This is a genomic window from Candidatus Eisenbacteria bacterium (assembly GCA_016235265.1).
Lineage (GTDB): Bacteria > Eisenbacteria > RBG-16-71-46 > RBG-16-71-46 > JACRLI01 > JACRLI01.
Window position 1 is genome coordinate 5316 of the sequence record JACRLI010000023.1, and the last position, 24720, is coordinate 30035.

The 24720-nt window shown below is 70.2% G+C and carries 24 protein-coding genes and 1 pseudogene (1 of these 25 cut by a window edge); 13 read left to right on the forward strand and 12 right to left on the reverse strand.

Features of this window, described 5'->3' with window-relative positions; all coding sequences use genetic code 11:
* The 4 genes and pseudogenes from HZB25_12480 to HZB25_12495 all read left to right on the forward strand — a co-directional run.
* Positions 1 to 165: pseudogene (locus tag HZB25_12480) on the forward strand (helix-turn-helix transcriptional regulator); it begins 226 nt to the left of the window's first position.
* A gap of 14 nt (positions 166 to 179) precedes the next feature.
* A complete protein-coding gene (locus HZB25_12485) occupies positions 180 to 1541 on the forward strand; it encodes a hypothetical protein (protein MBI5838046.1) in 1362 nt (453 codons plus the stop codon).
* Between the two features lie 249 nt (positions 1542 to 1790).
* Positions 1791 to 2549, forward strand: coding sequence for a PEP-CTERM sorting domain-containing protein (locus HZB25_12490; GenBank protein MBI5838047.1), 759 nt, complete (start codon positions 1791 to 1793; stop codon positions 2547 to 2549).
* A gap of 336 nt (positions 2550 to 2885) precedes the next feature.
* Entirely contained in the window at positions 2886 to 3647 is a 762-nt protein-coding gene (locus HZB25_12495) for a PEP-CTERM sorting domain-containing protein (GenBank protein MBI5838048.1), read from the forward strand.
* Between the two features lie 78 nt (positions 3648 to 3725).
* Here HZB25_12495 and HZB25_12500 read toward each other — a convergent pair whose 3' ends face one another.
* A complete protein-coding gene (locus HZB25_12500; GenBank protein ID MBI5838049.1) occupies positions 3726 to 4778 on the reverse strand; it encodes an NAD(P)-dependent alcohol dehydrogenase in 1053 nt (350 codons plus the stop codon).
* Between the two features lie 221 nt (positions 4779 to 4999).
* Here HZB25_12500 and HZB25_12505 point away from each other — a divergent pair, with 221 nt between their 5' ends.
* The gene (locus HZB25_12505) at positions 5000 to 5452 is read left to right on the forward strand and encodes a CoA-binding protein (protein MBI5838050.1); all 453 of its coding nucleotides are present in this window, start codon (positions 5000 to 5002) and stop codon (positions 5450 to 5452) included.
* Between the two features lie 9 nt (positions 5453 to 5461).
* Here HZB25_12505 and HZB25_12510 read toward each other — a convergent pair whose 3' ends face one another.
* Positions 5462 to 6358, reverse strand: a complete 897-nt coding sequence (locus HZB25_12510; GenBank protein ID MBI5838051.1) for an aldo/keto reductase — start codon at positions 6356 to 6358, stop codon at positions 5462 to 5464.
* 343 nt (positions 6359 to 6701) lie between these two features.
* On the opposite strand from HZB25_12510, the gene HZB25_12515 reads away from it, so the two are divergent.
* From HZB25_12515 to HZB25_12530, 4 genes are all read left to right on the forward strand, one after another.
* The gene (locus HZB25_12515; GenBank protein MBI5838052.1) at positions 6702 to 8627 is read left to right on the forward strand and encodes a hypothetical protein; all 1926 of its coding nucleotides are present in this window, start codon (positions 6702 to 6704) and stop codon (positions 8625 to 8627) included.
* 11 nt (positions 8628 to 8638) lie between these two features.
* Positions 8639 to 10000 (forward strand): MFS transporter, encoded by a 1362-nt coding sequence (locus HZB25_12520; GenBank protein MBI5838053.1) that lies wholly within the window; start codon positions 8639 to 8641, stop codon positions 9998 to 10000.
* Between the two features lie 4 nt (positions 10001 to 10004).
* Positions 10005 to 10676: a phosphoribosylanthranilate isomerase gene (locus HZB25_12525; protein ID MBI5838054.1), complete on the forward strand. Its 672-nt coding sequence runs from the start codon at positions 10005 to 10007 to the stop codon at positions 10674 to 10676.
* Positions 10677 to 10859: 183 nt separating this feature from the next.
* On the forward strand, positions 10860 to 11486 hold the full coding sequence (locus HZB25_12530; protein MBI5838055.1) for a hypothetical protein: 627 nt from the start codon (positions 10860 to 10862) through the stop codon (positions 11484 to 11486).
* Here the strand turns inward: HZB25_12530 and HZB25_12535 are convergent.
* The 5 genes from HZB25_12535 to HZB25_12555 form a co-directional block, all read right to left on the reverse strand.
* Positions 11453 to 12049 carry an indolepyruvate oxidoreductase subunit beta gene (locus HZB25_12535; GenBank protein ID MBI5838056.1) on the reverse strand — a complete coding sequence of 199 codons (597 nt, stop codon included), beginning with the start codon at positions 12047 to 12049 and terminating at the stop codon, positions 11453 to 11455. The two genes, HZB25_12530 and HZB25_12535, sit on opposite strands and share 34 nt — an antisense overlap.
* Before the next feature lie 13 nt (positions 12050 to 12062).
* Entirely contained in the window at positions 12063 to 13673 is a 1611-nt protein-coding gene (locus tag HZB25_12540; GenBank protein ID MBI5838057.1) for an indolepyruvate ferredoxin oxidoreductase, read from the reverse strand.
* A 179-nt stretch (positions 13674 to 13852) separates the two neighbouring features.
* Entirely contained in the window at positions 13853 to 14884 is a 1032-nt protein-coding gene (gene mtnA, locus HZB25_12545) for an S-methyl-5-thioribose-1-phosphate isomerase (protein ID MBI5838058.1), read from the reverse strand.
* A gap of 108 nt (positions 14885 to 14992) precedes the next feature.
* A complete protein-coding gene (locus tag HZB25_12550; GenBank protein MBI5838059.1) occupies positions 14993 to 15181 on the reverse strand; it encodes a hypothetical protein in 189 nt (62 codons plus the stop codon).
* 64 nt (positions 15182 to 15245) lie between these two features.
* Positions 15246 to 15941 carry a class II aldolase/adducin family protein gene (locus HZB25_12555; protein ID MBI5838060.1) on the reverse strand — a complete coding sequence of 232 codons (696 nt, stop codon included), beginning with the start codon at positions 15939 to 15941 and terminating at the stop codon, positions 15246 to 15248.
* 85 nt (positions 15942 to 16026) lie between these two features.
* On the opposite strand from HZB25_12555, the gene HZB25_12560 reads away from it, so the two are divergent.
* The 4 genes from HZB25_12560 to hypE all read left to right on the forward strand — a co-directional run bounded on the left by HZB25_12560 (position 16027) and on the right by hypE (position 21227).
* A complete protein-coding gene (locus tag HZB25_12560) occupies positions 16027 to 18495 on the forward strand; it encodes a carbamoyltransferase HypF (GenBank protein MBI5838061.1) in 2469 nt (822 codons plus the stop codon).
* Positions 18496 to 18613: 118 nt separating this feature from the next.
* Entirely contained in the window at positions 18614 to 18961 is a 348-nt protein-coding gene (hypC, locus tag HZB25_12565) for a HypC/HybG/HupF family hydrogenase formation chaperone (GenBank protein MBI5838062.1), read from the forward strand.
* Positions 18962 to 18978: 17 nt separating this feature from the next.
* Positions 18979 to 20067, forward strand: coding sequence for a hydrogenase formation protein HypD (gene hypD / locus HZB25_12570; GenBank protein ID MBI5838063.1), 1089 nt, complete (start codon positions 18979 to 18981; stop codon positions 20065 to 20067).
* 92 nt (positions 20068 to 20159) lie between these two features.
* Positions 20160 to 21227 (forward strand): hydrogenase expression/formation protein HypE, encoded by a 1068-nt coding sequence (gene hypE / locus HZB25_12575; GenBank protein MBI5838064.1) that lies wholly within the window; start codon positions 20160 to 20162, stop codon positions 21225 to 21227.
* A gap of 106 nt (positions 21228 to 21333) precedes the next feature.
* Here the strand turns inward: hypE and HZB25_12580 are convergent, their stop codons facing one another.
* The 5 genes from HZB25_12580 to HZB25_12600 form a co-directional block, all read right to left on the reverse strand.
* Positions 21334 to 22077: a histidine phosphatase family protein gene (locus HZB25_12580; GenBank protein MBI5838065.1), complete on the reverse strand. Its 744-nt coding sequence runs from the start codon at positions 22075 to 22077 to the stop codon at positions 21334 to 21336.
* Between the two features lie 508 nt (positions 22078 to 22585).
* Positions 22586 to 23284 carry a sulfite exporter TauE/SafE family protein gene (locus tag HZB25_12585; GenBank protein ID MBI5838066.1) on the reverse strand — a complete coding sequence of 233 codons (699 nt, stop codon included), beginning with the start codon at positions 23282 to 23284 and terminating at the stop codon, positions 22586 to 22588.
* A gap of 11 nt (positions 23285 to 23295) precedes the next feature.
* A complete protein-coding gene (gene hypB, locus HZB25_12590; protein ID MBI5838067.1) occupies positions 23296 to 23949 on the reverse strand; it encodes a hydrogenase nickel incorporation protein HypB in 654 nt (217 codons plus the stop codon).
* A gap of 17 nt (positions 23950 to 23966) precedes the next feature.
* The gene (locus HZB25_12595; protein MBI5838068.1) at positions 23967 to 24338 is read right to left on the reverse strand and encodes a hydrogenase maturation nickel metallochaperone HypA; all 372 of its coding nucleotides are present in this window, start codon (positions 24336 to 24338) and stop codon (positions 23967 to 23969) included.
* Positions 24339 to 24347: 9 nt separating this feature from the next.
* The gene (locus HZB25_12600) at positions 24348 to 24713 is read right to left on the reverse strand and encodes a hydrogenase maturation protease (GenBank protein MBI5838069.1); all 366 of its coding nucleotides are present in this window, start codon (positions 24711 to 24713) and stop codon (positions 24348 to 24350) included.
* Positions 24714 to 24720: the final 7 nt, after the last annotated feature.

The following is a 24720-nucleotide window of genomic DNA, read 5'->3' on the forward strand; positions in this document are numbered from 1 at the left end:
TGGCAGAAGTCGGAGATCGGGCGGCAGCGCAAGTACTACCGGATCACGCCGCAGGGAAGGGAACAGCTCGCCGCGGAGCGACGGCAGTGGGAAGCCGTGGACGCCGCGTTGCGAAACGTCTGGTCCCTCCTGGCCGTGCGGACGGCTCCCGACCCCTTGCCCTGAAGGACTCTGATCGAATGAGCGTGGACGCTGAAGTGCTCGAACGCCAGATCGCGGAGTGGCGGACATTCGTCGCCCGCGGCAAGGCCATCGCGGGCCCCGATGTCGAGGAGCTCGAGGGACATCTGCGGGATCAGATCGAGGCGCTCACCGGCGCCGGCCTGGATGCCGACGAGGCCTTCCTGGTCGCGGTGAAGCGGATCGGCAGCCTGAACGCCCTGTCCCGTGAATTCGCCCGGGAGCACTCCGAACGGATGTGGCGGCAGCTCGTGCTCGGCGCGGACGGCTCCGGCGGGAAGCCGCTGCGGGCCGAACCGATCGTGGTCCTGGCTCTCGCGGTGGCGGCCGCCATTGCCATCAAGCTCCCGGAGCTCTTCGGCATCCACTTCGCGGCAGACAAACAGAATTTCTATGCACGCAACGTGGGCTTCTTCGTTCTCCCGATCCTGACCGCCTACCTGGCCTGGAAGCGGGACCTGGGCGCCGCGGGCCTGGTGCGGCTGCTCATTCCTTTCGCCGCGACCGCCCTGTTGGTGAACCTCTATCCGTTTGGGCCCCGGGGCGACACGTTCCGCCTGGCGGTGATCCACCTGCCCATCGCCCTGTGGCTGGTGGTGGGCCTGGCCTATGCCGGCTTCCGCTGGCGGGACTCGGATGAGCGCATGAACTTCATTCGATTCTCGGGCGAGTTGTTCATCTACTACGTCCTGATCGCGCTGGGCGGCGGAGTCCTGGCGATGTTCACGGCGGAGATGTTCAAGGCCATCGGCCTCCGGGCGGAGGGGTTCATCGTGCAGTGGCTGATGCCCTGCGGCGCGATGGGTGCGGTACTCATCGCATCCTGGCTCGTCGAAATGAAGCAGGGCGTGATCGAGAACATGGCCCCCGTGCTCACACGGATCTTCGCACCGCTCTTCACCGTGGTCCTGGTGGTGTTCCTGGCGACGATGATCTGGACGAGCCGCGGAATTGACCTCCGGCGGGAGGTCCTGATCGGCTTCGATCTGCTGCTCGCTGTCGTGCTCGGGCTCCTGCTGTACTCCGTTTCCGCGCGGGATCCGCTCGCGCCACCCGGCCCCTTCGATCTCCTCCATCTGACCCTCGTCGTGAGCGCGCTCGTGGTGGACGTGGTCGCCCTGGCGGCCATCGCGGCCCGGATCTCGGACTTCGGCTTCACGCCGAATCGCACCGCGGCGCTGGGCGAGAATCTGGTCCTGCTCGTCAATCTCGGCTGGTCGGCGTGGCTCTACGCCCGCTTCCTGCGGGGTCGGGCGCCATTCAGCGCCCTCGAGCGGTGGCAGACGTCGTATCTCCCCGTCTACTCCTTCTGGGCGGTCTTCGTGGTGGCCGCGTTCCCGCTCGTATTCGGCTTCGCGTGAAGCGCATTCCGCGCCGGAAGCGTCGGCGCACGGTCGCCACGTCCAGCCCATAGTCTTTCGTGGCAACGGTTTGCGTGAGCGGACCGCGATGGCTGATGCCCGGGTCTGGGCCTGGATTGACTCGCTTATGAGACCGTGATATCGTCACAGGGTTCGCTGGGAACCGCGAGACCGTCGGCTCCTCCGCAGTCCCGCGGAGGGACCCGCTTCCGGCGTGCCCGTGTATCCCTTATCGAGAGGAGACTCATTATGAAGGGCAAGCTCCTGCTGGCCGCGGTGCTCCTGCTTGTGAGCGTGGGCACCGTCGGAGCCAGCCCCTACCTGGTCTACGATTCCGGTGGCAGCCAGGACGTGATCCAGGCCGCCATGACGGCCTGCGGCTTCAGCTTCGATGTCCGCGACGCCTCCAACCCGGTCACCGCCGGCGACCTGGCCAGCCACAGGGCCCTGGTGGTCGGCTGGTCCGCCAGCGGCTTCGACATGTCCGGGCTCAACAGTTCGGTGCTCGAATCCGGCATCACCGGCAACATGGTCTTCACCGGTCACGACGCCGACTATCACACGGTCGCTGGCGTTGCCGCTGCGCAGTCGTTCATGACTCGCGCGGTCATCTTCGCGGGCTCAGACGTCAACTGCGGCATCCTGGCCTTCCCGGTTTACAGCTCCAGCCCGTTTGGCTACATGCCGGCGTCCTGGGGCATCAGCTCGTTCGGCGGCCTCACGAGTGAGACCATTGACGCGATCACCGCCGAAGGCGACGCCAGCGGGCTGTACAGCGGCCTCACGCTGGCCACGCTCTCCAACTGGGGACAGTCGTTCCACGCCGGCTTCACGCAGTGGGGACCGGGCATGAACCCGTTCGAGATCGGCAGCCCGCCGGAGCGGACCGTCGTGACCATCGGCACCACCAAGACTCCTGCGCCTCCGGTTCCCGAGCCGTCGGCCTGGATGCTCATGGGCCTGGGGCTGGCCGGCGCGGTCGTCGCGGGCAGGAAGATCGGGCAGTAACCTCTCGAAGATCCGAAATACAGGGCCCCGGCCGATTCGTCGGCCGGGGCTTTCTGTTGGGGGGATCCGGGGCGGGAGCGACGGTTGGGGGCCTCCCGGCCGGACGCGGACTCGGCCACCGGATTCTCCGACCCATCCCGCGCCGCGCCGCTGCATCCATGCGCGCATGACGCCCCAGTATCAACTCTGCCGCGTGCTCAATTATCTTGTCTCGGGTTCGAGGTTGCGGTACTGTCTTGAAATCCACGGGTTCGGCGCGGCCGTCCGCTGTCCCGCAGCCTGCTTGGGCCCGCTCTCCGCGGGCCCAGCGCTCCCTCGCCGAAAGGACACACCCATATGAAGAAACTCCTGATTGTCGGTATGGCGTTGATCGCCTGGGCCGGCCTTGCGTCGGCTGCCCCTTACCTCGTGTACGATTCCGGCGGCAGCCAGGACGTGATCCAGGCCGCAATGACCGCCAGCGGGTTCAGCTTCGACGTCCGTGACGCTTCCAACCCGGTCACTGCCGGTGACCTGGCCTCCCACAAGGCGCTGGTCGTCGGCTGGTCGGCCGGCGGGTTTGACATGTCCGGTCTGAACAGCGGGGTCCTCGCGGCCGGCATCACGGGCAACATGATCTTCCCCGGTCACGATGCCGACTATCACTCGGTTGCGGGCGTTGCGGCTGCCAAGTCGTTCTTTGACCGGGCGGTCCTCTTCGCGGGCTCGGACGTCAACTGCGGTATCCTGGCGTTCCCGGTCTACGATGCCAGCCCGTTCGGCTACCTGCCGTCCGCCTGGGGCATCACTGCCTACGGCGGGCTGACCAGCGAGACCATCGACGCCATCACCGTGGACGGCAACGCGAGCGGCCTGTACAGCGGCCTCACGCTGGCCACGCTCTCCAACTGGGGCCAGTCCTTCCACGCCGGCTTCTCGACGTGGGGCGCGGGCATGAACCCGTTCGAGATCGGGAGCCCGCCGACCGGCGCCGTGGTGACCATCGGCACCACCAAGACCCCCGCGCCCGCGGTTCCGGAGCCGTCCGCCTGGATCCTCATGGGCCTGGGCCTGGTCGGTGCGACCGCGACCGCGGCAGGGCGCAAGCTCGGCCAGTAGTCGCAGTCTCCTGAAGTCCTGAAACTCGAAGCCCCGGCCGAGCGATCGGCCGGGGCTTCGTGCTGGGTTGTGGCCGCTCTACGCCTGCCCCAGGCTCGCGATGTCGATCACGAATCGGTACCGCACGTCGCCGCGGAGGACGCGCTCGTACGCATCGTTGACCCGCTGGATCGGGATGATCTCGATGTCCGACACGATGCCGTGCTGGCCGCAGTAGTCGAGCATCTCCTGGGTCTCGGCGATGCCCCCGATCAAGGAGCCCGCCAGCCGCTTGTTCCCGCCGATGAGCGAGAACGCGTGCACCGGTGTCGGCTCGGGTGGCACGCCCAGGACCACCATCGCCCCAAGGGGGCGCAGCAACCCCAGGCAGCGGTTGTAGTCATGCGGCGCCGATATGGTGTACACCAGCAGGTCGAAGCCGCCTGCCAGGCGCTTGAACGTCTCCTCCTCCGCCGTGGAGGCGAAGGCGCGGGCCCCCAGCCGGCGGGCATCGGCCTCCTTGGCTCGCGAGCTGCTCAGCACGGTGACTTCCGCGCCCATCGAGCTGGCCAGCTTCACCGCCATGTGCCCGAGGCCCCCAAGACCGATCACGCCCACATGGTCGCCCTTCTTGCAGTTCCATTGCCGCAGCGGGGAATAGGTGGTGATGCCCGCACATAGCAGGGGTGCTGTGGCCGCCGGATCGAGGCCCGCGGGGATCTTCAGCACGAAGCGCTCCGTGACTACCACGCGGGTCGAGTAGCCGCCGTAGGTGGGGGTGCGCCGGTCCATCTCGGTGCCGTTGTAGGTGAACGCGGCGCCCTTCTGGCAGAACTGTTCTGTGTCGTGGCGGCAGGGATCGCACTCGCGGCACGAGTCCACCATGCATCCCACGCCGGCCATGTCGCCCACGGCGATCTTGCGCACGTCCTTCCCGACCCTGCGGACGCGGCCGATGATCTCGTGGCCGGGCACCATGGGAAAGAGCGCGCCGGTCCACTCGTCGCGCACCTGGTGAATGTCGGAGTGGCAGATACCGCAATACAGGATGTCGATCTCCACGTCCTGCGGGCCGGGTTCGCGACGCTCGACGTGGAATGGCGCCAGCGGCGCGCCCGCGGATGCGGCCGCGTAGGCGGAAATCTGGGTCATCGAGTCAGCTCCATGATTCGGGGAGGATCGGTGGTGGCGAGCCGGCGGCCGGAACGGGCCGTCGGCGGGAATCCCGGTTCCGCAGGGGGCCTGCGGGCACCGCCGCACCGCGGCCGTGCCCTGGATTGGATGGCTTCTTGCGCGCCCCGGTTCGGACCGCCACACTGTTTCCCGTGGCGCGCGGCCGTCGCGGCGCCCGGGCGAGTGGAGGAGAACCGATCATGACCCGCAAGGAGTCGGTGAAGGGTTTCATGGCCCAAGGCACGCTGGCCCTGCTGGGGGCGTCGCGGAGCGGCCGGGGCTTCGGCAACCTCGTGATGAAGGAACTCACCGCGAAGGGCTACCGCGTGCTGCCGGTGCACCCCGGTGCGGACGCGATTGACGGCGTGCCCTGCCGCCACTCCCTGGCGGAGCTGGCCGAGCCGGTGGGCGGCGCGTTGATCGTGCTGCCGGCGGCGAAGACCGAGCAGGCGGTGCGCGACGCGGCCGCGGCGGGCATCCGGCGGGTGTGGATCCAGCAGGGCTCGGACACCCCGGCCGCGCTGCGATTCTGCGAACAGCAGGGGATCGCGGTGGTGCACGGCGAGTGCATCCTCATGTTTGCCGAGCCTACCGCGGGGTTGCACAGGTTCCACCGCGGCCTCTGGCGGCTATTGGGAAAGCTGCCGAAGTAGTCCCGCCGCTCACACCCAGCGGCGGAAGAACAGCGCCTGCTTCGCGATCGGCTCGGTGCGCGCCACCAGCGCCCCCAGCTGATCCTCGCTGTACGGGTTGAATTCCCGCGCCAGCTTCACGTTCTCCTCCACCTGCTCCGGGGAGTCGCAGCCCACGATCACGGTGCTCACGGGGTGCGACAGGGTGTAGTAGAGCGCCTCGCGCATGTGCAGCGCCCCGGGCTTCGCCGGCTTCTCCGCCTCGCGCTGCTGGTCCAGCGGCGGCGGGTTCCACGAGGCCAGCAGGCGGCCCCGCGCAGGGATCTTCATGCCGATGATCCCCATCTGCTTCTCCACCGCCAGCGGCAGCAGCTTCGCCTCGAAGCTCAGGTGGTGCGGGTCCGCGGCGTTGAGCGCCATGAGCACGGTGTCGAAGTCGAAACGGCGGATCATCTCGATCAGCACGTCCGGGTCGGCGTGGCCGGTCACGCCCAGGAAACGCACCATCTTCTGCTCGCGCGCCTCCTGCAGCGCCTCGATGGCTCCGCCCTTGCCGAAGATCTGCTCCACCTGCTCCATCCGCGTCAGGTTGTGCAACTGCCACAGGTCCAGGTGGTCGGTCTGCAGCAGGCGCAGCGACTCCTCGAGCAGCTTCAGGGAGCCGTCGCGGGTGCGGTCGTGCGTCTTGGAGGCCAGGAAGGCCTCGCCGCGCCGGCGCTTCATCACCTGGCCCACGTAGCGCTGGCTCCAGCGCTCGCTGCCGCCGTATGCCGCGGCGGTGTCGATGTAGTTCACGCCCAGGTCGAGGGCCTTTTCCAGGATGGCCACCGCGGCCGCCTCGTTGTCCGCCTGCTCCACCGCCGCCTGGCCGCCGAGGCTGAACACTCCCACGCGATATCCGGTGCGGCCGAGGTTGCGCGTGGGCATGGCGTCGTGGGTGCGGGGATTGACCGGTAGCGGGCCCGCGGTCCGGGCGGCGTCCGCGGCGGCATCGGTCCTGGAGGCCCCGGTGGCCGCGGTGGCGCTCAGCCCGCCGGCCAGAAAGCCGACACCTGCGGTGGCGCCGAGGCGCAGGAACTCGCGGCGGTCGAGGGATTTCGAGTCAGGGGAACGGTCGTCGGTCATGGCGGATTCCTCCCACGGGGATGCTAGGGCCGAAGGCGTGCGCGCGCAACGGGGGTGGCGGTGGGTGTGGCGGCAGCGGCCCCCGGACACCGGGCGGCCGAGCCCCTTGCCTGCCGGCCGGCATTCGTGGAAGACTCCCCGAACCATGCGCCGCGCCTTCCTGTTCCCGCTTGCCGCCATCCCCCTGCTGCTGGCGTCCGCGTGCTTCCCGGACGCCGCCCGCGGCGCGGGCGCGGCGAAATCCGCCCGGCCCGGCACCGCTCCTGCGAGCCCGGAGACGGTCTTTCTCATCCCTGGAAGCCACCAGGACGTGGGCTTCACCGACACGCCTTCCAAGGTCCTCGAACGGCGAATCCAGACCCTGGACGCGGTCCTGGCGGCCGCGCAGGCCGATCCGCACTTCCGCTGGACGGAGGACGCCGCGTGGTCCTTCGGCGCGTGGCTGGACCGGCACCGGGGCGACGAGGGCGCGCTCGAGGAGGCGCGGCGGCTGCTGGGCAACGGGCAGCTGGCCATCGGGGCGGCCTGGGTGGCGCCGCACGCGTCCGTGTTCCAGGAGCGGCTGAATCTCCAGTTCTTCCACCTCGAGGATTTCGTCACCACCCTGGGCCACCGCCCGCCGGTGGCGCTGCTCAACGACGCGTCCGGCTGCCCCGAGGCCCTGGTGGACGCGCTGGCGGCGCAAGGGATCAAGTACCTGCTGGTCGGGGCGCACATGGCGTCCCCGCCGCCGCTGCCGCCCGGGCTGGTGCGCCGCCCCTTCTGGTGGGAGTCCGCGGCGGGCGCGCGGGTGCTCGTATACGTTGATCCCGACGGACACCTGGGCCTGGGCCCGCGGCCCGCGAAGCTGGATTCCTCGCGTTTCTCTGATCGCCGGAGATTCCCGCGCCTGCGGACCGACCTGGCCCTCCTGGACGCCGCGCTGCGCCGCCGCCAGCGCACCGCCGCTCCCGGCCTGGACGCCGACCTGCTGCAGCTGTTGGGGGAAAACGCGGACGTGAGCGGGGCATTGACCGCGTTGGACCTGGTGCGCGCGTGGAACGGGGCCGGCCTGCGTCCACGGCTCACGCTGGCCTCGCCCGGCCAGTACTTCCGGCACGTCGAGGAGAAGTACGGTGCGGGCCTTCCGGTGCTCCGCGGCGAATGGGGGGAAGGCGGGGACGACACCCGCGCCGGCGCGCCGATCTGGACCTGGCGGTTGCGCCAGGCGGGCCGCGAGCTGCGTCCCGAGTTCCCGCGCAAGGCCCGCGTGGCGCTGGCCACGGTGATGGACCACAGGCTCGAACTGGGCCCCGGGCGTCCGGGCACCTTTCCTTCGGACCAGGTCCCCGTGAACGCGCTGGAGCAGTCCCGCATGTTCGCGCTGGCCTGCGGGCTGTCGCTGGGCAACGCGGGGCTCACGGTGCAGCCTCCCGGGCCGGCGCTGCCCGCGCCGGGGGAGGCGCTGACGCCGCGGTCCGGGCCGGGTGGGCCACGCACCGGGGAGGTGGGGCTTTCCACGCTGCCGCCCGCGTGGCGCGCGGTCCTGGCGGACACCGCCGCCATCCGGATGCGCGCGGGCCGCGCCATGCCGGGGTCGCTCCTGGGTGCCGCCGTGCCGCTGCCCGGCGCTCCGCTGGAGGTGACCGCGGATTCGACGCGGCTGCTGGTGCGCGTGCGTGTGGATCGCTCGCGGATCCCGGGATCGGACACGGAGCAGACCGCGGTGGTGCTGGAGATCCCTCTGCGCACCGGCGCCGCCGGCGCGTGGGTCGCGTCCGAGCGCTCGCCGTCCGCGCTGGCGGGCCGCTTCCTCACCGGCCGCCCGCCGGCTGTGACGTTCGCCCCGGACAGCGCGCGCATTCTCGGGGTGGCGCGCCCGGTGGGTGTGACGTCCCCGACGATCTTCGCCTACTCGCTGGTGCGCGACCCCGCCAACCCGCAGCTCACCTGGCTCCGGGCGCTGCTGGTGCGGCAGGAGCTGCGCTGCCGCTACCGCAATGGCACGTCCGCGGTGCTGCCGGTGGAGGCGCTGTACCCCGCGGAGCCCCGGGTGCTGGATTCCTGGCTGGAGCTGAACCTGTTGCCTTGAAAGGGAGACCCATGGCCCACAGCGACACCGAAGCGGAACATCCCGGCGCGCCCGAGGCGCCCAAGGCCGCGGCCGACGGCCACGGCTCCCTGACCCTGGGAGAGAGCGTGAAGGTGCTGTTCTCCGCCTCGCGCGCCTTCTGGCTGGTCAACCTGGTGAACTTCGGCGACGGCATCGCCTACTTCGGCGTGCTCAACCTGCTGACACTGTTCATCAGCGGCTCCGTGGGTTTCTCCGATCACATGACCGGCATCGCGGTGTCGTCCTTCACCGGGCTGGTGACGCTGTGCATGTTCGGCGGCGGGTTCGTCTCCGACCGGCTGGGGGTGCGCCACGCGCTCACGCTGTCGCTGGCCGGGGTGCTGCTGGGCCGGATTCTCCTGACCCTGAGCCCGGGCATGGGCGGGGTGGCGGCGGTCACGCTGTGGGCCGGGCTGATCGTCATGGGCGTGGCCGAGGGCGTGATCCAGCCGGCGCTCTACGCCGGCGTGAAGGAGTTCACCGACCCGCGCACCGCCACCATCGGCTACAGCCTGCTGTACGCCATCATGAACCTGGGCATCTGGGCGGAGGCCATGGTCTCGCCGTTCATTCGCGCGCACGGCGGCATCTCCTCGGTGTTCTGGTGGATGATCGGCTTCACCGTTCTGATGCTGGTGGCCAACGTGCTGCTGTTCACGAAGAAGGTGGAGGACCGCGATCGGGTGGTGGCCTATGTGGTGAAGCCCGAGCATGACCGCCGCACGTTGGGGGCGAAGATCAAGGAGCTGCCGTTCATGGATTCGCGCTTCCAGTTCTTCATCTTCGTGCTGCTCCCGGTGCGCACGCTGTTCGCGCACCAGTGGCTCACGCTGCCCGACTACGTCATGCGCTGCTTCCCCAAGGCGGTGGGCGCGCGCTACGAGTGGTTCCAGGGGCTGAACCCGTTCGTGATCGTGATCTTCGTGCCGCTGCTGGCGGCGCTCACGAGGCGGGTGAACATCATCACCATGATGATCCTGGGCACCGCGGTCTCGGCGGTCACCACGTTCATCCTGGTGCCCGGCCCGCACCTGGGCACGCTGATCACCTACGTGGTGCTGTTCTCGTTCGGCGAGGCCATGTGGGCCAGCCGCTTCCTCGAGTACGTGGCCAACCTGGCGCCCGCGGGCAAGGTGGGCGCGTACATGGGCCTGGCGGGCATCCCGTGGTTCCTGGCCAAGGCCACCACCGGGCTGTACTCGGGGCTGATGATCGAGCGCTTCCTGCCCCGGAACGGCCCGCAGGACTCCGGCACCATGTGGTTCATCTACGGCTGCGTGGCGCTGATCTCGCCGGTGGGCCTGCTGCTGGGGAAGAAGTGGGTCCAGCGCGGCTCCCAGGCGGTGCGCTAGCGTCGTGGACGCCCCCGCCCGGACCCGGGTCAAGATCTGCTGCATCCAGGACGTGGACGAGGCCTGGATGGCCGTGCGCGCCGGAGCGGACGCGCTGGGGCTCGTGTCGGCCATGCCCAGCGGGCCCGGCGTGATCGCGGAGGAGCTCATCCGCGAGATTGCCACCGCCGTGCCGCCGCCGGTGGCCACCTTTCTGCTTACCTCGAAGACCGATCCTGTGGAGATCGCCGCCCAGCACGGGCGCTGTGGCACCACTGCGATTCAACTCGTGGACCGGCTGGCGCCCGGCGCGCACCGGCGTCTGCGCGCGGCGCTGCCCGGCGTGCGACTGGTGCAGGTGGTGCACGTGACCGGGCCGGAGTCGATCCGGGAGGCGCGGGAAGCGGCGGAGGAGGTGGACGCGGTGCTGCTGGATTCTGGCAACCCCGCGCTGGCGGTCAAGGAACTGGGGGGCACCGGGCGCACGCACGACTGGGCGCTCTCGGCGCGGATCCGCGTGGCGCTGACCGTGCCGGTGTTCCTGGCCGGCGGGCTCCGCCCGGAGAACGCCGCAGCGGCCGTTCGGGAAGTGCGGCCCTTTGCGCTGGACGTGTGCAGCGGCGTGCGCGCCGCCGGGAGGCTGGACCCCGCGAAGCTCAAGGCCTTCTTCGCCGCGGTGGCCGTCCCGCGGCCCTGAACTCCCGCCCCGACGCGGCGTGAACCTCCGCTCTCGCGCTCCCGAAATGCCCGCATCCGCGCCGCCTAAACTCCCCCCACCCGCGCGCCGATAATCCCCTCAACCCCGGATCACATCCCCCGGCCGCTGGTGGGATTGCTCCCCGTGCGGCCCGTTCCCAAGCCCTGCCCCGGAGCGTGGACGATGTACGGGAGACTGCACCCGGAATTCGAGCCCCTGCTGGCGCCCTTCAAGCTGGCCCACCTGGAGCGGCACCCCGGCTCCGTCTACGGGCTGTGGCCCGATCTCACCCTCGCGTACGTCAACCCGGCATGGGCCCGCTTCGCCGCGCAGAACTTCGGCCAGCCAGGGATCGCCGAGTGCTGGGGTCTGGGCGCGGAACTCATGGAAGCGACGCCGCCGATCCTGCAGCCCTTCTACCGCGGGCTCTACGACCGCTGCCTCGAAGATGGGCAGCCCCAGCAGCACGACTACGAAGCCTGCAGCCGCCAGCTCTACCGGCGCTTCCACATGACGGTGCACCCGCTGCGGCGCGGGCCCGGCTTCCTGGTGGTGAACACGCTCACCGTGGAGTCCCCGCACGTGCCCGAGGCCCGCGAGCCCATGCCCGCCCGTCCCGAGCCCTACGAGGACGACGGCGGCGTGCTGCACCAGTGCGCGCACTGCCGCCGCTTCCGCAATCTGTGTGTGAACGATCGTTGGGACTGGGTGCCGGCGTGGGTGGACGTCGTCCCGCCGGCCACGGCGCCGGACCTTTGCGACGCCTGCCGCGACCACTACGCGGTGCAGGTGTGGGAGCTGGCGGCATAGGCCCGCCGTCCCAGCTCCAGCGCCTTCAGGTTCATCTCCACGACCTTTACGCCCTTGGCCGAGAACATCTCACGCACCACCTTCTCCAGCGTGTCCGCGCGGAACGGCAGCAGCCGCGAGGCGGCGCCCACCATGACGGTGTTCACCGCCACCGGGTTGCCGGCCTCGTCGGCGAGCTTCGCCGCGTCCACCAGCAGTGAGTGGGGGAGGCGCCGGATGGCCGCCAGGACGGTGTCCAGCTCCGGGTAGTCGGGGATGTTCTTGAACGGCTCGGTGGCCGTGACCAGCGCCGCCTCCGCTGCGAGATAGCCCACGTAGCGCAGGCTCTCCATCGGCTCCATCGAGAGGATCAGGTCGGCCCCGGCCTGCGGGATCAGGTCGCTGGCCACGGGGTGGTCCGCGAAGCGCAGGTGCGCCATCACGGCGCCCCCGCGCTGCGACATCCCGTGCACCTCCGACTGCTTCACCTGCAGCCCCTCGGCCGCGGCGGCCCGCCCGATCAGCGCGGCCACGCTCAGCACTCCCTGGCCGCCCACGCCGCACAGAATGATGTCGTACTTCATGGCTTCGTCCCCCTCACGCCGTCACCACGGCTTCGCGCCGCTTGCGCCGCGCGGTTTCCAGGCACTCGCGCACCGCGATGATCACCGACAACCCCTCGTGGCGGATCTCGCTGCCGATCAGTTCCGCGATGGCGTCCACCTGGCGCGGCATCGCCTCCACCACGTGACAGTGCTTCGGATCCACGCCGATGCCCAGCACCACGTCGTGCAGCCGCGAGGAGGGCATGCGCGGCGGCTGGCCGCCGGTCATGGCGATGGCCTGGTTGTCCAGGATCAGCAGCGTCATGTTGGTGTTGGCCGACACCGCGTCCATGAGCGGCGCCACGCCCGAGTGCAGGAAAGTGCTGTCGCCGATCACCGCGGTGACCGGGAAGAAGCCCGCCTCCGCCGCGCCCTTGGCCATGCCCACCGAGGCGCCCATGCACACGCACGACTCGATGGCCGAATACGGCGGCAGCGCGCCCAGCGTGTAGCAGCCGATGTCGGAAGTGACCATGTTGGTGTCGTAAGGCTCCAGCGCCTTCTTCAGCGCCTTGTAGGCGTGCCCGTGCGGGCAGCCCTGGCACAGCTGCGGCGGCCGGTTGGGCAGGGTGATGCCCTCCAGCTTCACGCCGGCGCGCGTCGGTAGCCCCAACGCGGCGCGCACCAGGTCGGGGTTCAGCTCGCCGTCCGGGGGCAGGGCACCGGTGAGCTTGCCGGTCACTTCCACCGGCTGCGGCAGCAGCCCCGCCAGCTGCCGCTCGATGAACGGATAGCCGTCCTCCAGTACCAGCAATCTTTTCACGTGCGCGGCGAGTTGGCGGATCTTCTCCACCGGCAAGGGATAGGCGCCGATGTGCAGGTGGGAGGGCGCATGCGCGAGCTCCGGCAGGTTTTCCTGGTAGTAGTTGCGGGCGATGCCCGCGGTGATCACACCCAGCTCGTGGTTGTCGGGAGCCAGCGCGAGCGTGTTCCACTCCGCGGCCTCGCTCCACGCCACCATCTCGCGCTGGCGCTCCAGGAGGCTTCGCCACGCGCGCCGGGCGTTGCCGGGCAGCAGGATCCACGAGGCCCGCTGCGGGGCCTTGCGGACCTCGTTCTCGGCGCGCGGCGCGCGCAGCTTCACCACCGTGCGGCTGTGCGCCAGGCGGGTGGTGATGCGCAGCATCACCGGCACGCCGAACTTCTCGGAGAGGTCGAACGCCTCGCGGGTCATGTCGTAGCACTCCTGCTGCGAGCCGGGCTCGAGGCACATCACGCGCGCGAAATCGGCGTAGAAGCGGCTGTCCTGCTCGTTCTGCGAGCTGTGCATGCCCGGATCGTCGGCCACCGCCACCACCAGGCCGCCGTGCGTGGCCACCAGCGCGGAGTTCATGAACGGGTCGGCGGCCACGTTGAGCCCCACGTGCTTCATGCTCACCAGCGCGCGGCGGCCCACGAAACAGGCGCCCAGGGCCTGCGCGTAGGCGGTCTTCTCGTTGATGCACCACGCCGCGTGCGGGCGCCCGTGCTCTTCCTGGTATTCGAGCAGGAACTCGAGGATCTCGGTGGAGGGCGTGCCGGGATAGGCGTAGGCGGCGGAGAGGCCGGCGTGGACGGACCCGAGAGCGAGGCCCTCGTCGCCGAGCAGCACTCTTTCGGACATGATTCCTCCGGGCGAATCGCCCTGAGCTGAAGTCGCGGAATTGGTTGCCGGGGGTGAGGATAGCACGAAGTGGGCGCGATGGGAGCCGTGGGGGGGAGCCGTGTGGGCGCCGTGTGGGCGCGCCTGACAGCAGGGCCTGTGGCCGCAAGGCGGGGGGGGAGGCGGCCGGGGCGTTTGCCCTATGCCTTGGCGCGGTTCAGCGCCTCCGCCACGCCCTCGGCCGTCGCGCGCACGATGCCCACTTCGGTGATGATCCCGCTGATCAGCTCGTGCGGGGTGACGTCGAAGCCCGGGTTGAAGACCGCGGTGCCCTCGGGCGCGACGCGCACCCGGCGCGCGGTGCCAGACTCGTCCACGCCCTCCACGAACAGCACTTCGTCATCCGAGCGCTCCTCGATGGGGATGTCCGCGCCGCTGGCCGTGCCCGGGTCAAACGTGCTGATCGGGGCGGCGACGTAGAAGGGCACGCCCGCCTGCCTCGCCGCACAGGCCTTGCCGAAGGTGCCGATCTTGTTCGCGGCGTCGCCGTTGGCGGCCACGCGGTCAGAGCCGGTGATCACCAGGTCTACCATGCCGCGCTGCATCAGGTGGGCGGCGGCGTTGTCGGCGATCAGCGCGTGGCGCACGCCCTCCTGGGCCAGCTCCCAGGTGGTCAGCCGGGCGCCCTGCAGCCGCGGGCGCGTCTCATCCACGTACACGAACGGCTCCATGCCCGCGCGGTGGGCCCTGTAGACGGGGGCAAGGGCGGTGCCCCAATCCTGCACCGCCAGCCAGCCCGCGTTGCAGTGCGTGAGCACGCGCGTGCCCTGCCGGAACAGCGCCAGCCCGTGCGTGCCGATGGCCTCCCCGGCGGCCACTTCGGCGTCGTCGAAGGCGCGCGCGGTGGCCAGCGTGGCGCGGGCACGCAGGGTCTTCGAAGCCGCGGCGCAGGCGCCCCGCACCGTGTCCAGCCCCTTCCACAGGTTGATGGCCGTGGGCCGCGTGCGCGCCAGGCGCTCGTAGGCGGCGCCCAGGTCGTCGCCGAGCTTCGCCGCCAACGCCAGCCCGTAGCCCGCGAACACCCCGATGGCCGGCGCGCCGCGCACCGCCATGTCCTCGATGGCGCGCGCCACCTCCTCCACGGACGCGGCCACGCCGATCTCCAGCGCATGCGGGAGCCGGCGCTGGTCAATGTAGGCCACGCCGTCCTCGATCCACCATGTGGCGCGCATGTCGCGGCCGTTGACTTTCACGGGGTCCTCCGGGGGCAGGCCAGGCGACTTGCCTGACCTACAACACTCCGAGCCAGGTAGGTCGGGCAAATGCGCCTGACCTACAATTCAATTCGGCGACATGTCCTCGAAGAAGATATTGTCCTTGCTCCACGCGTGGGACTCTCCGCAGTGCGGGCACATCGAGGTGTTGTTCTCCATGTGCGAGGTCAGGTAGCTCGCCAGGTCCATCACGAGACCGGTTTCGAACGGCTTGCCGGTCTTGGGGCAGCGGATCATCATCTGCTGGGGTTCCATGGGGGACCTCCTTTCGCCGCGCACCGGGTCTCTTCCGGCACGCGGGCATGCCCGCGTGCTCCTTCTACGATAGCAGCGTGCAAGCCCGCGCCAGGTTCCGCACCAGGGCCTCACCGGCTTCCGCCGCCGTACGGCCGAACGTCAGCACGCCGTCCTCGTGGCCGCCCATGACCAGGATGCGCATTTCGGAGGCGGCCGATTCGCGCACCAGCTTGGTCACTTCGCGTGCCATCTCCGGCGTGCCGTTTGCGACGTCGGCGCGCGTGATCGGCAGGTGGAGTTCCCGCGCGTGGCGCCAGATCTCGGGGGAGTGGCCGTGCAGCACCACGCGGGCGTCCGGGGCGGCGTCGTAAAGCGCGCCGTGCGTGAGAGACTCCGAAGAGGGCTGCGCCGGGCCGAAACTGTGCACGCGGTTGGCGCCCAGGTCGTAGCGCTCCACCACGCAGAAGTTCTCCAGGCCCACCATGCGCAGCCCACCGGTCTGGGTGCCGGTGATGAGGAAGCGGCGCAGGCCCTGGGTCATGTTGCCGAACGGGCCCAGGCGGGCGCTCACGTTGCCGTAGCCGTAGCCCTCGTAGCGCTCCGGGTGCTGGCCCAGCAGGCCCAGGCGGTTCATGACCTCGCGCCAGGCCGCCAACTCGCGCACCGTGGGGCCGTAGGTGTGCTCTGGTAGCTCGGCCGGGCGGTGGACGGCCTCGAACTGGATGACGCCTTCGGCGGGGCGGTCGCCGGCGGGATGGCCCGAGTGGAAGGACTTCATGCGAGCAAAACTAGCATTGGCGGGGGGGGCTGACCAGCCGTGCCCCGCGCTTGTGCCGCAAGCGCCAAGAGGCGAAACTCGGGGCATGACTGAGGATGTGGTCTCCCGCCTCCGCCTCGAAATCCGCGGCGCCGTCCAAGGCGTGGGTTTCCGCCCCTTCGTCTACCGCCTCGCCGAGGAGTTCCACCTTACCGGCTGGGTGCTGAACGACGCGCGCGGCGTGTTCCTGGAAGTGGAAGGCCCGCGCCCGGCGTTGGAGCGCTTCCGCGAGCGCGTCGAGACCGCGCCCCCGCCGCGCGCTGTCCTGAAATCCGTCGAAGCCGCATGGCTGGAGCCCGCCGGACTCGCCGGTTTCGAGATCCGCCACAGCGACGGCGGGGGCTCGAAGAGCGCCCTGGTCCTTCCGGACATCGCCACCTGCCCCGACTGCCGGCGCGAAGTGTTCGACCCCTCGGATCGCCGCCACGGCCATCCGTTCACGAATTGCACCAATTGCGGGCCCCGCTTCACCATCCTGCGCGGGCTGCCCTACGACCGCCCAAACACCACCATGAGCGGCTTCCCAATGTGCCCCGCCTGCCGCGCAGAGTACGAAGACCCGCGCGACCGGCGCTTCCACGCGCAGCCCAACGCGTGCCCGGAGTGTGGGCCGCGCGCGGCGCTGTGGGCCGCGGATGGCAGCGAACTGGCCGGCACCCGCGAGGCCATCCCCGAAGCGGCGCGCGCGCTCGCCGAAGGGCGCATCGTCGCGGTGAAGGGCCTCGGTGGCTTCCATCTCGCGTGCGACGCGCGATCGGAGCCCGCGGTGGCTCGCCTGCGCGAGCGCAAGCACCGCTGGGAGAAGCCGCTGGCGCTGATGGCGCGCGACGTGGAGCAGGCGCGGGAGTTCTGCGACGTGGACGAGGTGGCCGTGGCGCATCTGGAGTCGCCGGAGGCGCCGATCCTGCTTCTGCCTCGCAAGGTGGGGGATGTGGGTGCGGGCGGAGCCGAAGGTGCGCGCGTGGCCTCGGATGCGGGCGCCACCGCCTCCATCTCCACGATTGCCCCCAACGTGGCTCCCGGCAACCCCTGCCTCGGCGTCATGCTCCCGTCCACGCCCCTTCAGCACCTGTTGCTCCGCGCCTGCAACTTCCCGGTGGTGGCCACCAGCGGCAACCTCTCCGAGGAGCCTCTGTGCACCGACGAGCGCGAGGCGTTGGTTCGCCTCGCTGGCATCGCCGACCTGTTCCTGGTGCATGACCGGCCCATCCGCCGCCACGTGGACGACAGCGTGGCGTGGTCGGTGCGCGGCGGCGTGCGCCTGGTGCGCCGCGCTCGCGGGTACGCGCCGCTTCCGGTCAGTGTGGCGCGCGAGCTGCCGCCCATCCTCGCGGTGGGCGCGCACCAGAAGAACACCGTGGCGCTGAGCGTGGGGCGGCAGGTGTTCGTGAGCCAGCACATCGGGGACCTGGAAACGCCGCAGGCGCGCGAGGCGTTCGAGCGGGTCATCGCGGACTTCTTGTCGCTCTACGGCGCGCGCCCGCTGGCCCTCGCGCACGACCTGCACCCGGATTTCGTATCCACGCGCTGGGCGAAGGCGTGGATGAGCCAGGATGGAGGTCACGAGGTGGTTGGATCGGCCGCAGAAGGCTCGCCCGCGGCGCCTGCACCGGCCGGCGGCGGTGCGGCGCGCTTGGTCGCGGTCCAACACCACCACGCCCACCTGGCGTCCTGCCTGGCCGAGAACGGCGTCTCAGGCCGCGCCCTGGGGGTCACCTGGGACGGCACCGGCTACGGCACCGACGGCACCGTCTGGGGCGGGGAGTTCCTGGTGGGCGACGCCTCCGGATACGAGCGCGTGGCGGCCCTCCGGCCCTTCCGGCTGCCCGGAGGAGAGGCGGCGGTGCGCGAGCCCCGCAGGACCGCGCTGGCGTTGCTCTGGGAGCACTTTGGCGTCGCCGCGCTGGAGCGCGAAGACCTCGCGGTGGTCCGGGCCGTCCCGGCAGCCGAGCGCCGGGTCCTGGCCACCATGCTCTCGCGCGGCCTCAACGCCCCGGTGACCACCAGCGCGGGGCGCCTGTTCGACGCCGTGGCGGCCCTGGCCGGTCTGCACCTCACGGTGAGCTTCGAGGGCCAGGCCGCCATGGCGCTCGAGTTTGCCGCAGACCCGGCGGAGATGGGCCGGTATACTCTCGGGTGCGGTGCGGCGGCGCCGTCCGGGGTCCGCGGGGTGGCTGGCGAGGCCTCTCGCGGCCCGCACGCAGCCCGCCTCACTCTCGACTGGGGCCCGATGCTGGAGGAGATTCTCGAAGACCTCTGCCGTGGCCGCGCCGCGGGCACCATCGCCGCGCGATTCATGAACGCCCTGGTGGCCGCCGCTGTGGAAGTGGCCCGCGCGGTGGACGAGCCCCGAGTGGCGCTTACCGGCGGCTGTTTCCAGAATCGCCTGCTCACGGATCGCATGAGCCGGGCACTTGAGGAGGACGGCCGCGCCGTCCTGCTCCACGCGCAAGTCCCGCCCAACGACGGCGGCATCAGCTTGGGCCAGGTGATGGTCGCGGCGGCACAGATGTAGGGCAGGCATTCGTGCTCGCCAGATTCTGACTGAATTGTCTCGGCAGGCATGAATGCCTGCCCTGCGCGTACGATCACTCATTTGGCAGGCACAAACGCCCGCCCCAGGAGTCCACCCCATGTGCCTCGGTGTCCCCGGCAAGGTGATGGATATCCAGGAGAACGCCCTGGGGATGACCATGGGCACGGTGAGCTTCGGCGGCGTCACCAAGGAAGTCTGCCTTGCCTACGTTCCGGAAGTGCAGCCCGGCGAGTTCGTGGTGGTGCACGTGGGCTTCGCCATCAGCCGCATCAGCGAGGAGGAGGCCGCGGAGACCTTCGAGCTGCTGAAGCGCATGGGCGAGCTGGCGGAGCTGGACGTGCCGCAGCCGGATGCGCAACGGCCCGCTTCACCGCAGCCGGGCGCGCAACGGCCTGCCCGTCCGCAGCCGGATCCGCCCGGCAAGCCCGGCCCCGCCGCCTCCTGACCCACCCCGGAGCCCGCATGCGATTCGTGGATGAGTTCCGCAACGAGGCCGACGTGCAGGCCCTGGCGCAGGCTATCGGCGGCGTGGTGACCCGTCCGTGGACGCTCATGGAGATCTGCGGCGGGCAGACCCACACCCTCATCAAGTACGGCCTCGACCGGCTCTTCCCCGAGCAGGTCACCCTCGTGCACGGCCCGGGCTGCCCGGTGTGCGTCACGCCGCTGGAACTCATTGATCGCGCCATCGCCATCGCCCGCCGCTCCGAGGTGATCTTCACCTCCTTCGGCGACATGCTGCGCGTGCCTGGCAGCAGCACCGATCTCCTCAGTGTGAAGGCCCAGGGCGCCGACGTGCGCATGCTGTATTCGCCGCTGGACGCGCTGAAGCTGGCGCGCGCCAACCCGGACCGCCCGGTGGTGTTCTTCGCGGTCGGCTTCGAGACCACGGCACCCGCCAACGCCATGGCCGTGTGGCAGGCGGAGAAGGAGGGCCTCGAGAACTTCTCCATCCTGTGCTCGCACGTGCTGGTGCCGCCCGCCATGGAGGCCGTATTGGGCTCGCCGCACAACCGCGTGCAGGGCTTCCTGGCCGCGGGCCACGTGTGCGCGGTGATGGGCTATCACGAGTACCTGCCCATCGCCGAGAAGTACCGCGTGCCGGTGGTGGTGACCGGATTCGAGCCGGTGGACCTGATGCAGGGCGCGCACATGCTGTTGCAGGCGCTGGAGGAGGGCCGCCACGGGGTGGAGAACCAGTACGCCCGCGTGGTGTCGCGCGAAGGGAACGTGCCCGCCCAGCGGCTCCTTCGCGAGGTGTTCGAGCCCTGCGACCGCCCGTGGCGCGGGATCGGCGTGATCCCGCAAAGTGGCTACGCGCTGCGCCCGAAGTACGCCCGCTTCGACGCCGGCAAGCGCTTCGACGTGGACGGCATCACCGCCACCGAGCCCGCCGAATGCATCGCGGGCCAGATCCTGCAAGGGCTGAAGAAGCCCCACGAGTGCACCGCGTTTGGCGGCCGTTGCACGCCGGAGCACCCGCTGGGTGCGCCCATGGTCTCCTCCGAGGGAGCGTGCGCGGCGTACTACCACTACGCGAGGGTGCGCTAGGATGCGCGCCGTGCGATGAAGCTGATGGGCGCGATGAAGCTGAAGAGTGCGACGAAGTCGGGGGGCGCGATGAATCCTCGTGGCCGCGTTCGATGAGCGGCAAGACTGTCGTCCTCGAAGGGCCCAGCTGCCCCATTCCCATCCAGGAATATCCGCACATCCTGATGGGCCACGGCGGCGGTGGCCGCCTCACGCAGATGCTCATCGAGAAGATGTTCCTCGAGGCCTTCCGCAATCCCGCGCTGGAGCAGCTGCACGACGGCGCGGTGCTGGACGTGGGCGGCGCGCGCCTCGCGATCTCCACCGATACGTTCGTGGTCAGCCCGCTGTTCTTCCCCGGCGGCGACATCGGCTCGCTCTCCGTGCACGGCACCGTGAATGACCTCGCCATGTGCGGGGCCCAGCCGCTGGCGCTCACCGCGGCCTTCGTGCTGGAGGAGGGCCTGCCCATGGACGGGCTGTGGCGCATCACGCGCTCGCTGCAGGCCGCCGCGGAGCAGGCCGGCGTGCGGGTGGTGACCGGCGACACCAAGGTGGTGGACCGCGGCAAGGGCGACAAGATCTTCATCAACACCACCGGGCTGGGGCTGGTGGCGCCGGGGGTGGCGGTGTCGCCCCGCAACGCCCGACCCGGTGACGTGGTGCTGCTGAGCGGGGCGATCGCCATGCACGGCATCGCCATCATGAGCGTGCGCGAGGGGCTGGAGTTCGGGACCACCATCGAGAGCGATTCGGCGGCGCTGCACGGGCTGGTGGCGGACGTGCTCGCGGCGGCGGGACCCGGTGCCGTGCGCGTCCTGCGCGATCCCACGCGCGGCGGCGTGGCCAGCGCGCTCAACGAGATTGCCGCGGCGTGCGGCGCCGGGATCTGCCTTCAGGAGACCGCCATCCCGGTGCACGAGCAGGTGCGCGGCGCCTGCGAGATCCTGGGCCTGGACCCGCTCTACGTGGCCAACGAGGGCAAGTGTATCGCCATCGTGGCCCCGGAGGCCGCGGAGGAGGCGCTGGCCGCGATGCGTGCGCACCCGCTGGGGCGCGAGGCGGCCATCGTGGGCGTGGTCACGGAGGAACACCCGGGGCAGTTGCTGCTGCGCAGCCGCGTGGGCGGGCTTCGCGTGGTGGACATGATGAGCGGGGAGCAGTTGCCGAGGATTTGCTAGGCGCGTACTTGCCGCGTCCCCGGGGAGATGCTGCCGCGACTTCGGGGAAATGCTGCCGCGTTTGTCGTTGTGGCCGTGGATCTGTCGTCTGCCGTTCGACTGCCAACTACTTCCGCTTCAGAGAATCCACTGGCGCCATCCGAGCCCCCGCGTAGGTCTGCATCTCCACCGGCAGATGCCCCACGTCGCTGAAGCCCGCCAGCCGGCAGGTGCCGTCGGGACGCACGTGGATCGTGGTGACGCTGCAGTGCCCGATCATCATGGACAGCCACCGAATGGGATCCGCGCCCAGCGCGCGGCACACCAGGTAGCGGATCACGTTTCCGTGACACACCAGCGCTTCGGAGCTGTCCGGGCCCGACGTGGGGCGGAAGTAGCGGACCACCACGCGCTCGAGCTGGGAGCGACAGGAGTCCGCCTCGCCGGGGGCGAGGTCTCGCATCACGTCCTGCCGGGGTGTGGCCGGGGTGCACTCGCACAGGTCGGAGTCCGGCTCCACACCGCGGCCGGGGAGCGCCTGGACCACGATCTCCGCGGTCTCCCGCGCCCGCGTGAGGGTGCTGGCGTGCACGTGGCTCACGCCCGAGGGCAGTCCCGCGAGGCGGAGGCCAACAATCCGGGCCTGTTCGCGCCCCAGCGGGGTGAGCGCCTTTCCGATGCGCTCGCTGCGCGGGTCCGTTTCATCGTAGATGCCATGGCGAATGAGGTAGAGGACCCGGGTGCCGTGGCCCGCCGGCGTGATCGGCGCCGGGCCGCTCTCGGCGGCTCGGGGGAACGCCGGCGCCAGCCAGAGGGACGTGCAGACAATCATGGAGGCGAGCGCCAGGCGCAGGTTCGGATGTGGACGCATAGTCGTCCCAGTCACTTCGGCCTGGTTCCTTCCATCCGATATGTGGCTCAATTCCCGCCCCCAGAGTTCCGCCTGGCCTCCGAGCACTCCTCCAGGAATGCACGCCACGAATCGCCCGCACCCCGGCCAGCTAGCTCGCCCCTACAGTCAGTCACTGCCGCGAATCGAACGAAAATGGCAATGCTATCAGCTGTCCTGGTTGCGGACCTCCAAGTATAAGTCAGCCTCCCGCTAGTGTCGCCGACGGTTGGGCCGACAAAACGAGACGCATCTATTCCATACTCCTGCGTGTATTCCGTGTAGCTCTTGACTGCAATTTCCTGCTTCTCGTCGGGCGTACAGTTCCTTCTATCCGTAATCCCACAAGAGCAGAACTGCGCACACAGGGTGACGGAAATCGTTGCGCCGAATACCACGCGACGCAGACTCATCCAATGGGTGCTTCTCACCAGTGCGGACCTCATGACGCGAGCCTCCCGGAATGGATGCGCTCTCATTCGCCGTACGCCTACAACCCCAGGTAGATCACAGCCAGCCCCGACATCGCCACCACCCCGCCGGCCATCGCATGCGCCCACCGCTCCATCCGTCCCAGCCGCAGCCGCTCCATGCCCGCCTGTCCCGCGAGCACCAGCCCCACCATGGCCACCACCGTGATGAGCCCGAAGACCAGGCCCGTGGTCCCGGCCAGCTCCCAGCGACCGCGGCTGGCGGGCAGCACGAACAGTGGGATCAGCGGCTCGCACGGACCCAGCACGAACACCACGAACAGCGCCCAGAACGTGGAACTCTTTCCCGGCTCCACGGGAATCTCGTGGTGGTGATGATGATGCCCGCCGTGGTGCATGTGCACGTCCGCGCCGTGCGCGTGCGGGTCGATCCCCCGGCGCGCGCGGAACGCGGTCCGCAGGCCCCACAGCATGTACGCCAGCCCGAACCACACCAGCGCCCACGCGGCCCAGTCGCCGCGGGCGCCCTCCAGTTTCTGCACCCATCCCAGAGTGGCGCCGGCGAGCACGCCGACCAGGCCCAGCACGATGGAGGAGCCCACGTGGCCGATGCCGCACAGGATGGTGATCAGCACCGTGCGCGCCCGGCTCCAGCGGCGCGCGCGCGCCAGCATGATGAACGGCAAATAGTGGTCGGGGCCCAGCACGGTGTGCGTGATGGCGATGCCGCACGCCGCCAGCATCAGGTCCAGGGAGATATGGTCCATGGTCATGCCCTGCGCTTGCCCTCCAGCCGCTCCATCAACAGGTCACACCACTCCCGGATGCCTTCGCCGGAGGTCGCCGAGGTCACGAACAGCCTGCCGGTCGGGTTCAGCGCGGCCACCTGCGCGCGCGCCTCGTCCAGCTTGAACGGCACGTGCGGCAGCAGGTCGGACTTGGTGATCACGGTCACTTCCGAGCGCGAGAAGATGGCCGGGTACTTGAACGGCTTGTCCTCGCCCTCGGTGACCGAGAGCACCGCCACCTTGAAGTCCTCGCCCAGGTCGTAGGAAGTGGGGCAGATCAGGTTGCCCACATTCTCGATGAACAGGATGTCCGGCTTGCCCATGCCCGCCTGTTCCAGCGCGGTGCGCACCTGGCGCGCGTCCAGGTGGCAGGCGCCGCCGGTGAGGATCTGGTGCGCGGGGATGCCCGCGGCTCGCAGCCGGTCGGCGTCGCGCTCGGTGGCGATGTCGCCGTCCAGCGCCGCCATGCGCACGCGCCCGGTGAGCGCGCGCACGGTGGCCTCGAGCAGCGAAGTCTTACCGGATCCGGGCGAGGAGATCAGGTTCACCACCAGCATGCGGTCGGCGCGGAAGCCGCGTCGCAGCTCCGCCGCGGCCTCGTCGTTGGCGGCCAGGACGCGCTGCTGCACGTTCACCTGTTGCACGGGACTGGTCACGGGGCCGGCTCCTGCACGTCGTCGGGAGTGAAGCTCAGATGGAGAATGTCCAGTTCGTCGCCGCCTTCCACGCGCAGCGGGCTCTCGCAGCGGGGACACAGGCGCAGCCACGAGCCCGCGCCGCGCTCGGCCACTTCGCCGCACTTGAGGCAGGTTTGCCGCGCGGGGCGCCACTCGACCTCGAGCCTCGAGCCCTCGTCCGGCGTGCCGGCGGTGACCGCCTGCCACGCGAATTGTAGCAGTTCCGGCTCCACGGCCGACAGCTCGCCCACCGCTACGCGCACCTCCTCGATGCGCCCCGGCCCGTGCGATTCCATGGTCCGGCGGCAGGCGCGGTGGATCTCGGTGGCGACGCCCAGTTCGTGCAGATTGGTCTCCTAGCTTGCGGCGAGGGCCTCCAGGGCTTCGCGGGCGCGCTCCAGTGCCTCGGGCAGCGCCGCCTCCACGGTAGCCGAAAGTCCGAGGCCGGTGTGAATGTTCTCCGGCTCCACGCCCACCACGGTCACGCGCCCCGGGAGGTCTCCCAGGAGCTCGGCGTAGGCCAGCAGCTGGCCCGCGCCGCCCTCGTGCGCGGTGGGGGCGGTTCGGGCGGCCATGCGCACCGCCTCCACGCCGTTCAGCACGTGCACGTCGCCGGGCGCGCCGCCGGCGGCCACGGCGTCCAGAATGAGCAGGGCCCGGCGCCCCTCGATTCTGCCGAGGAGGGCCAGGCCCTGCGTGCCTCTCCAGCAGGCGCAGTCCAACGCCGTC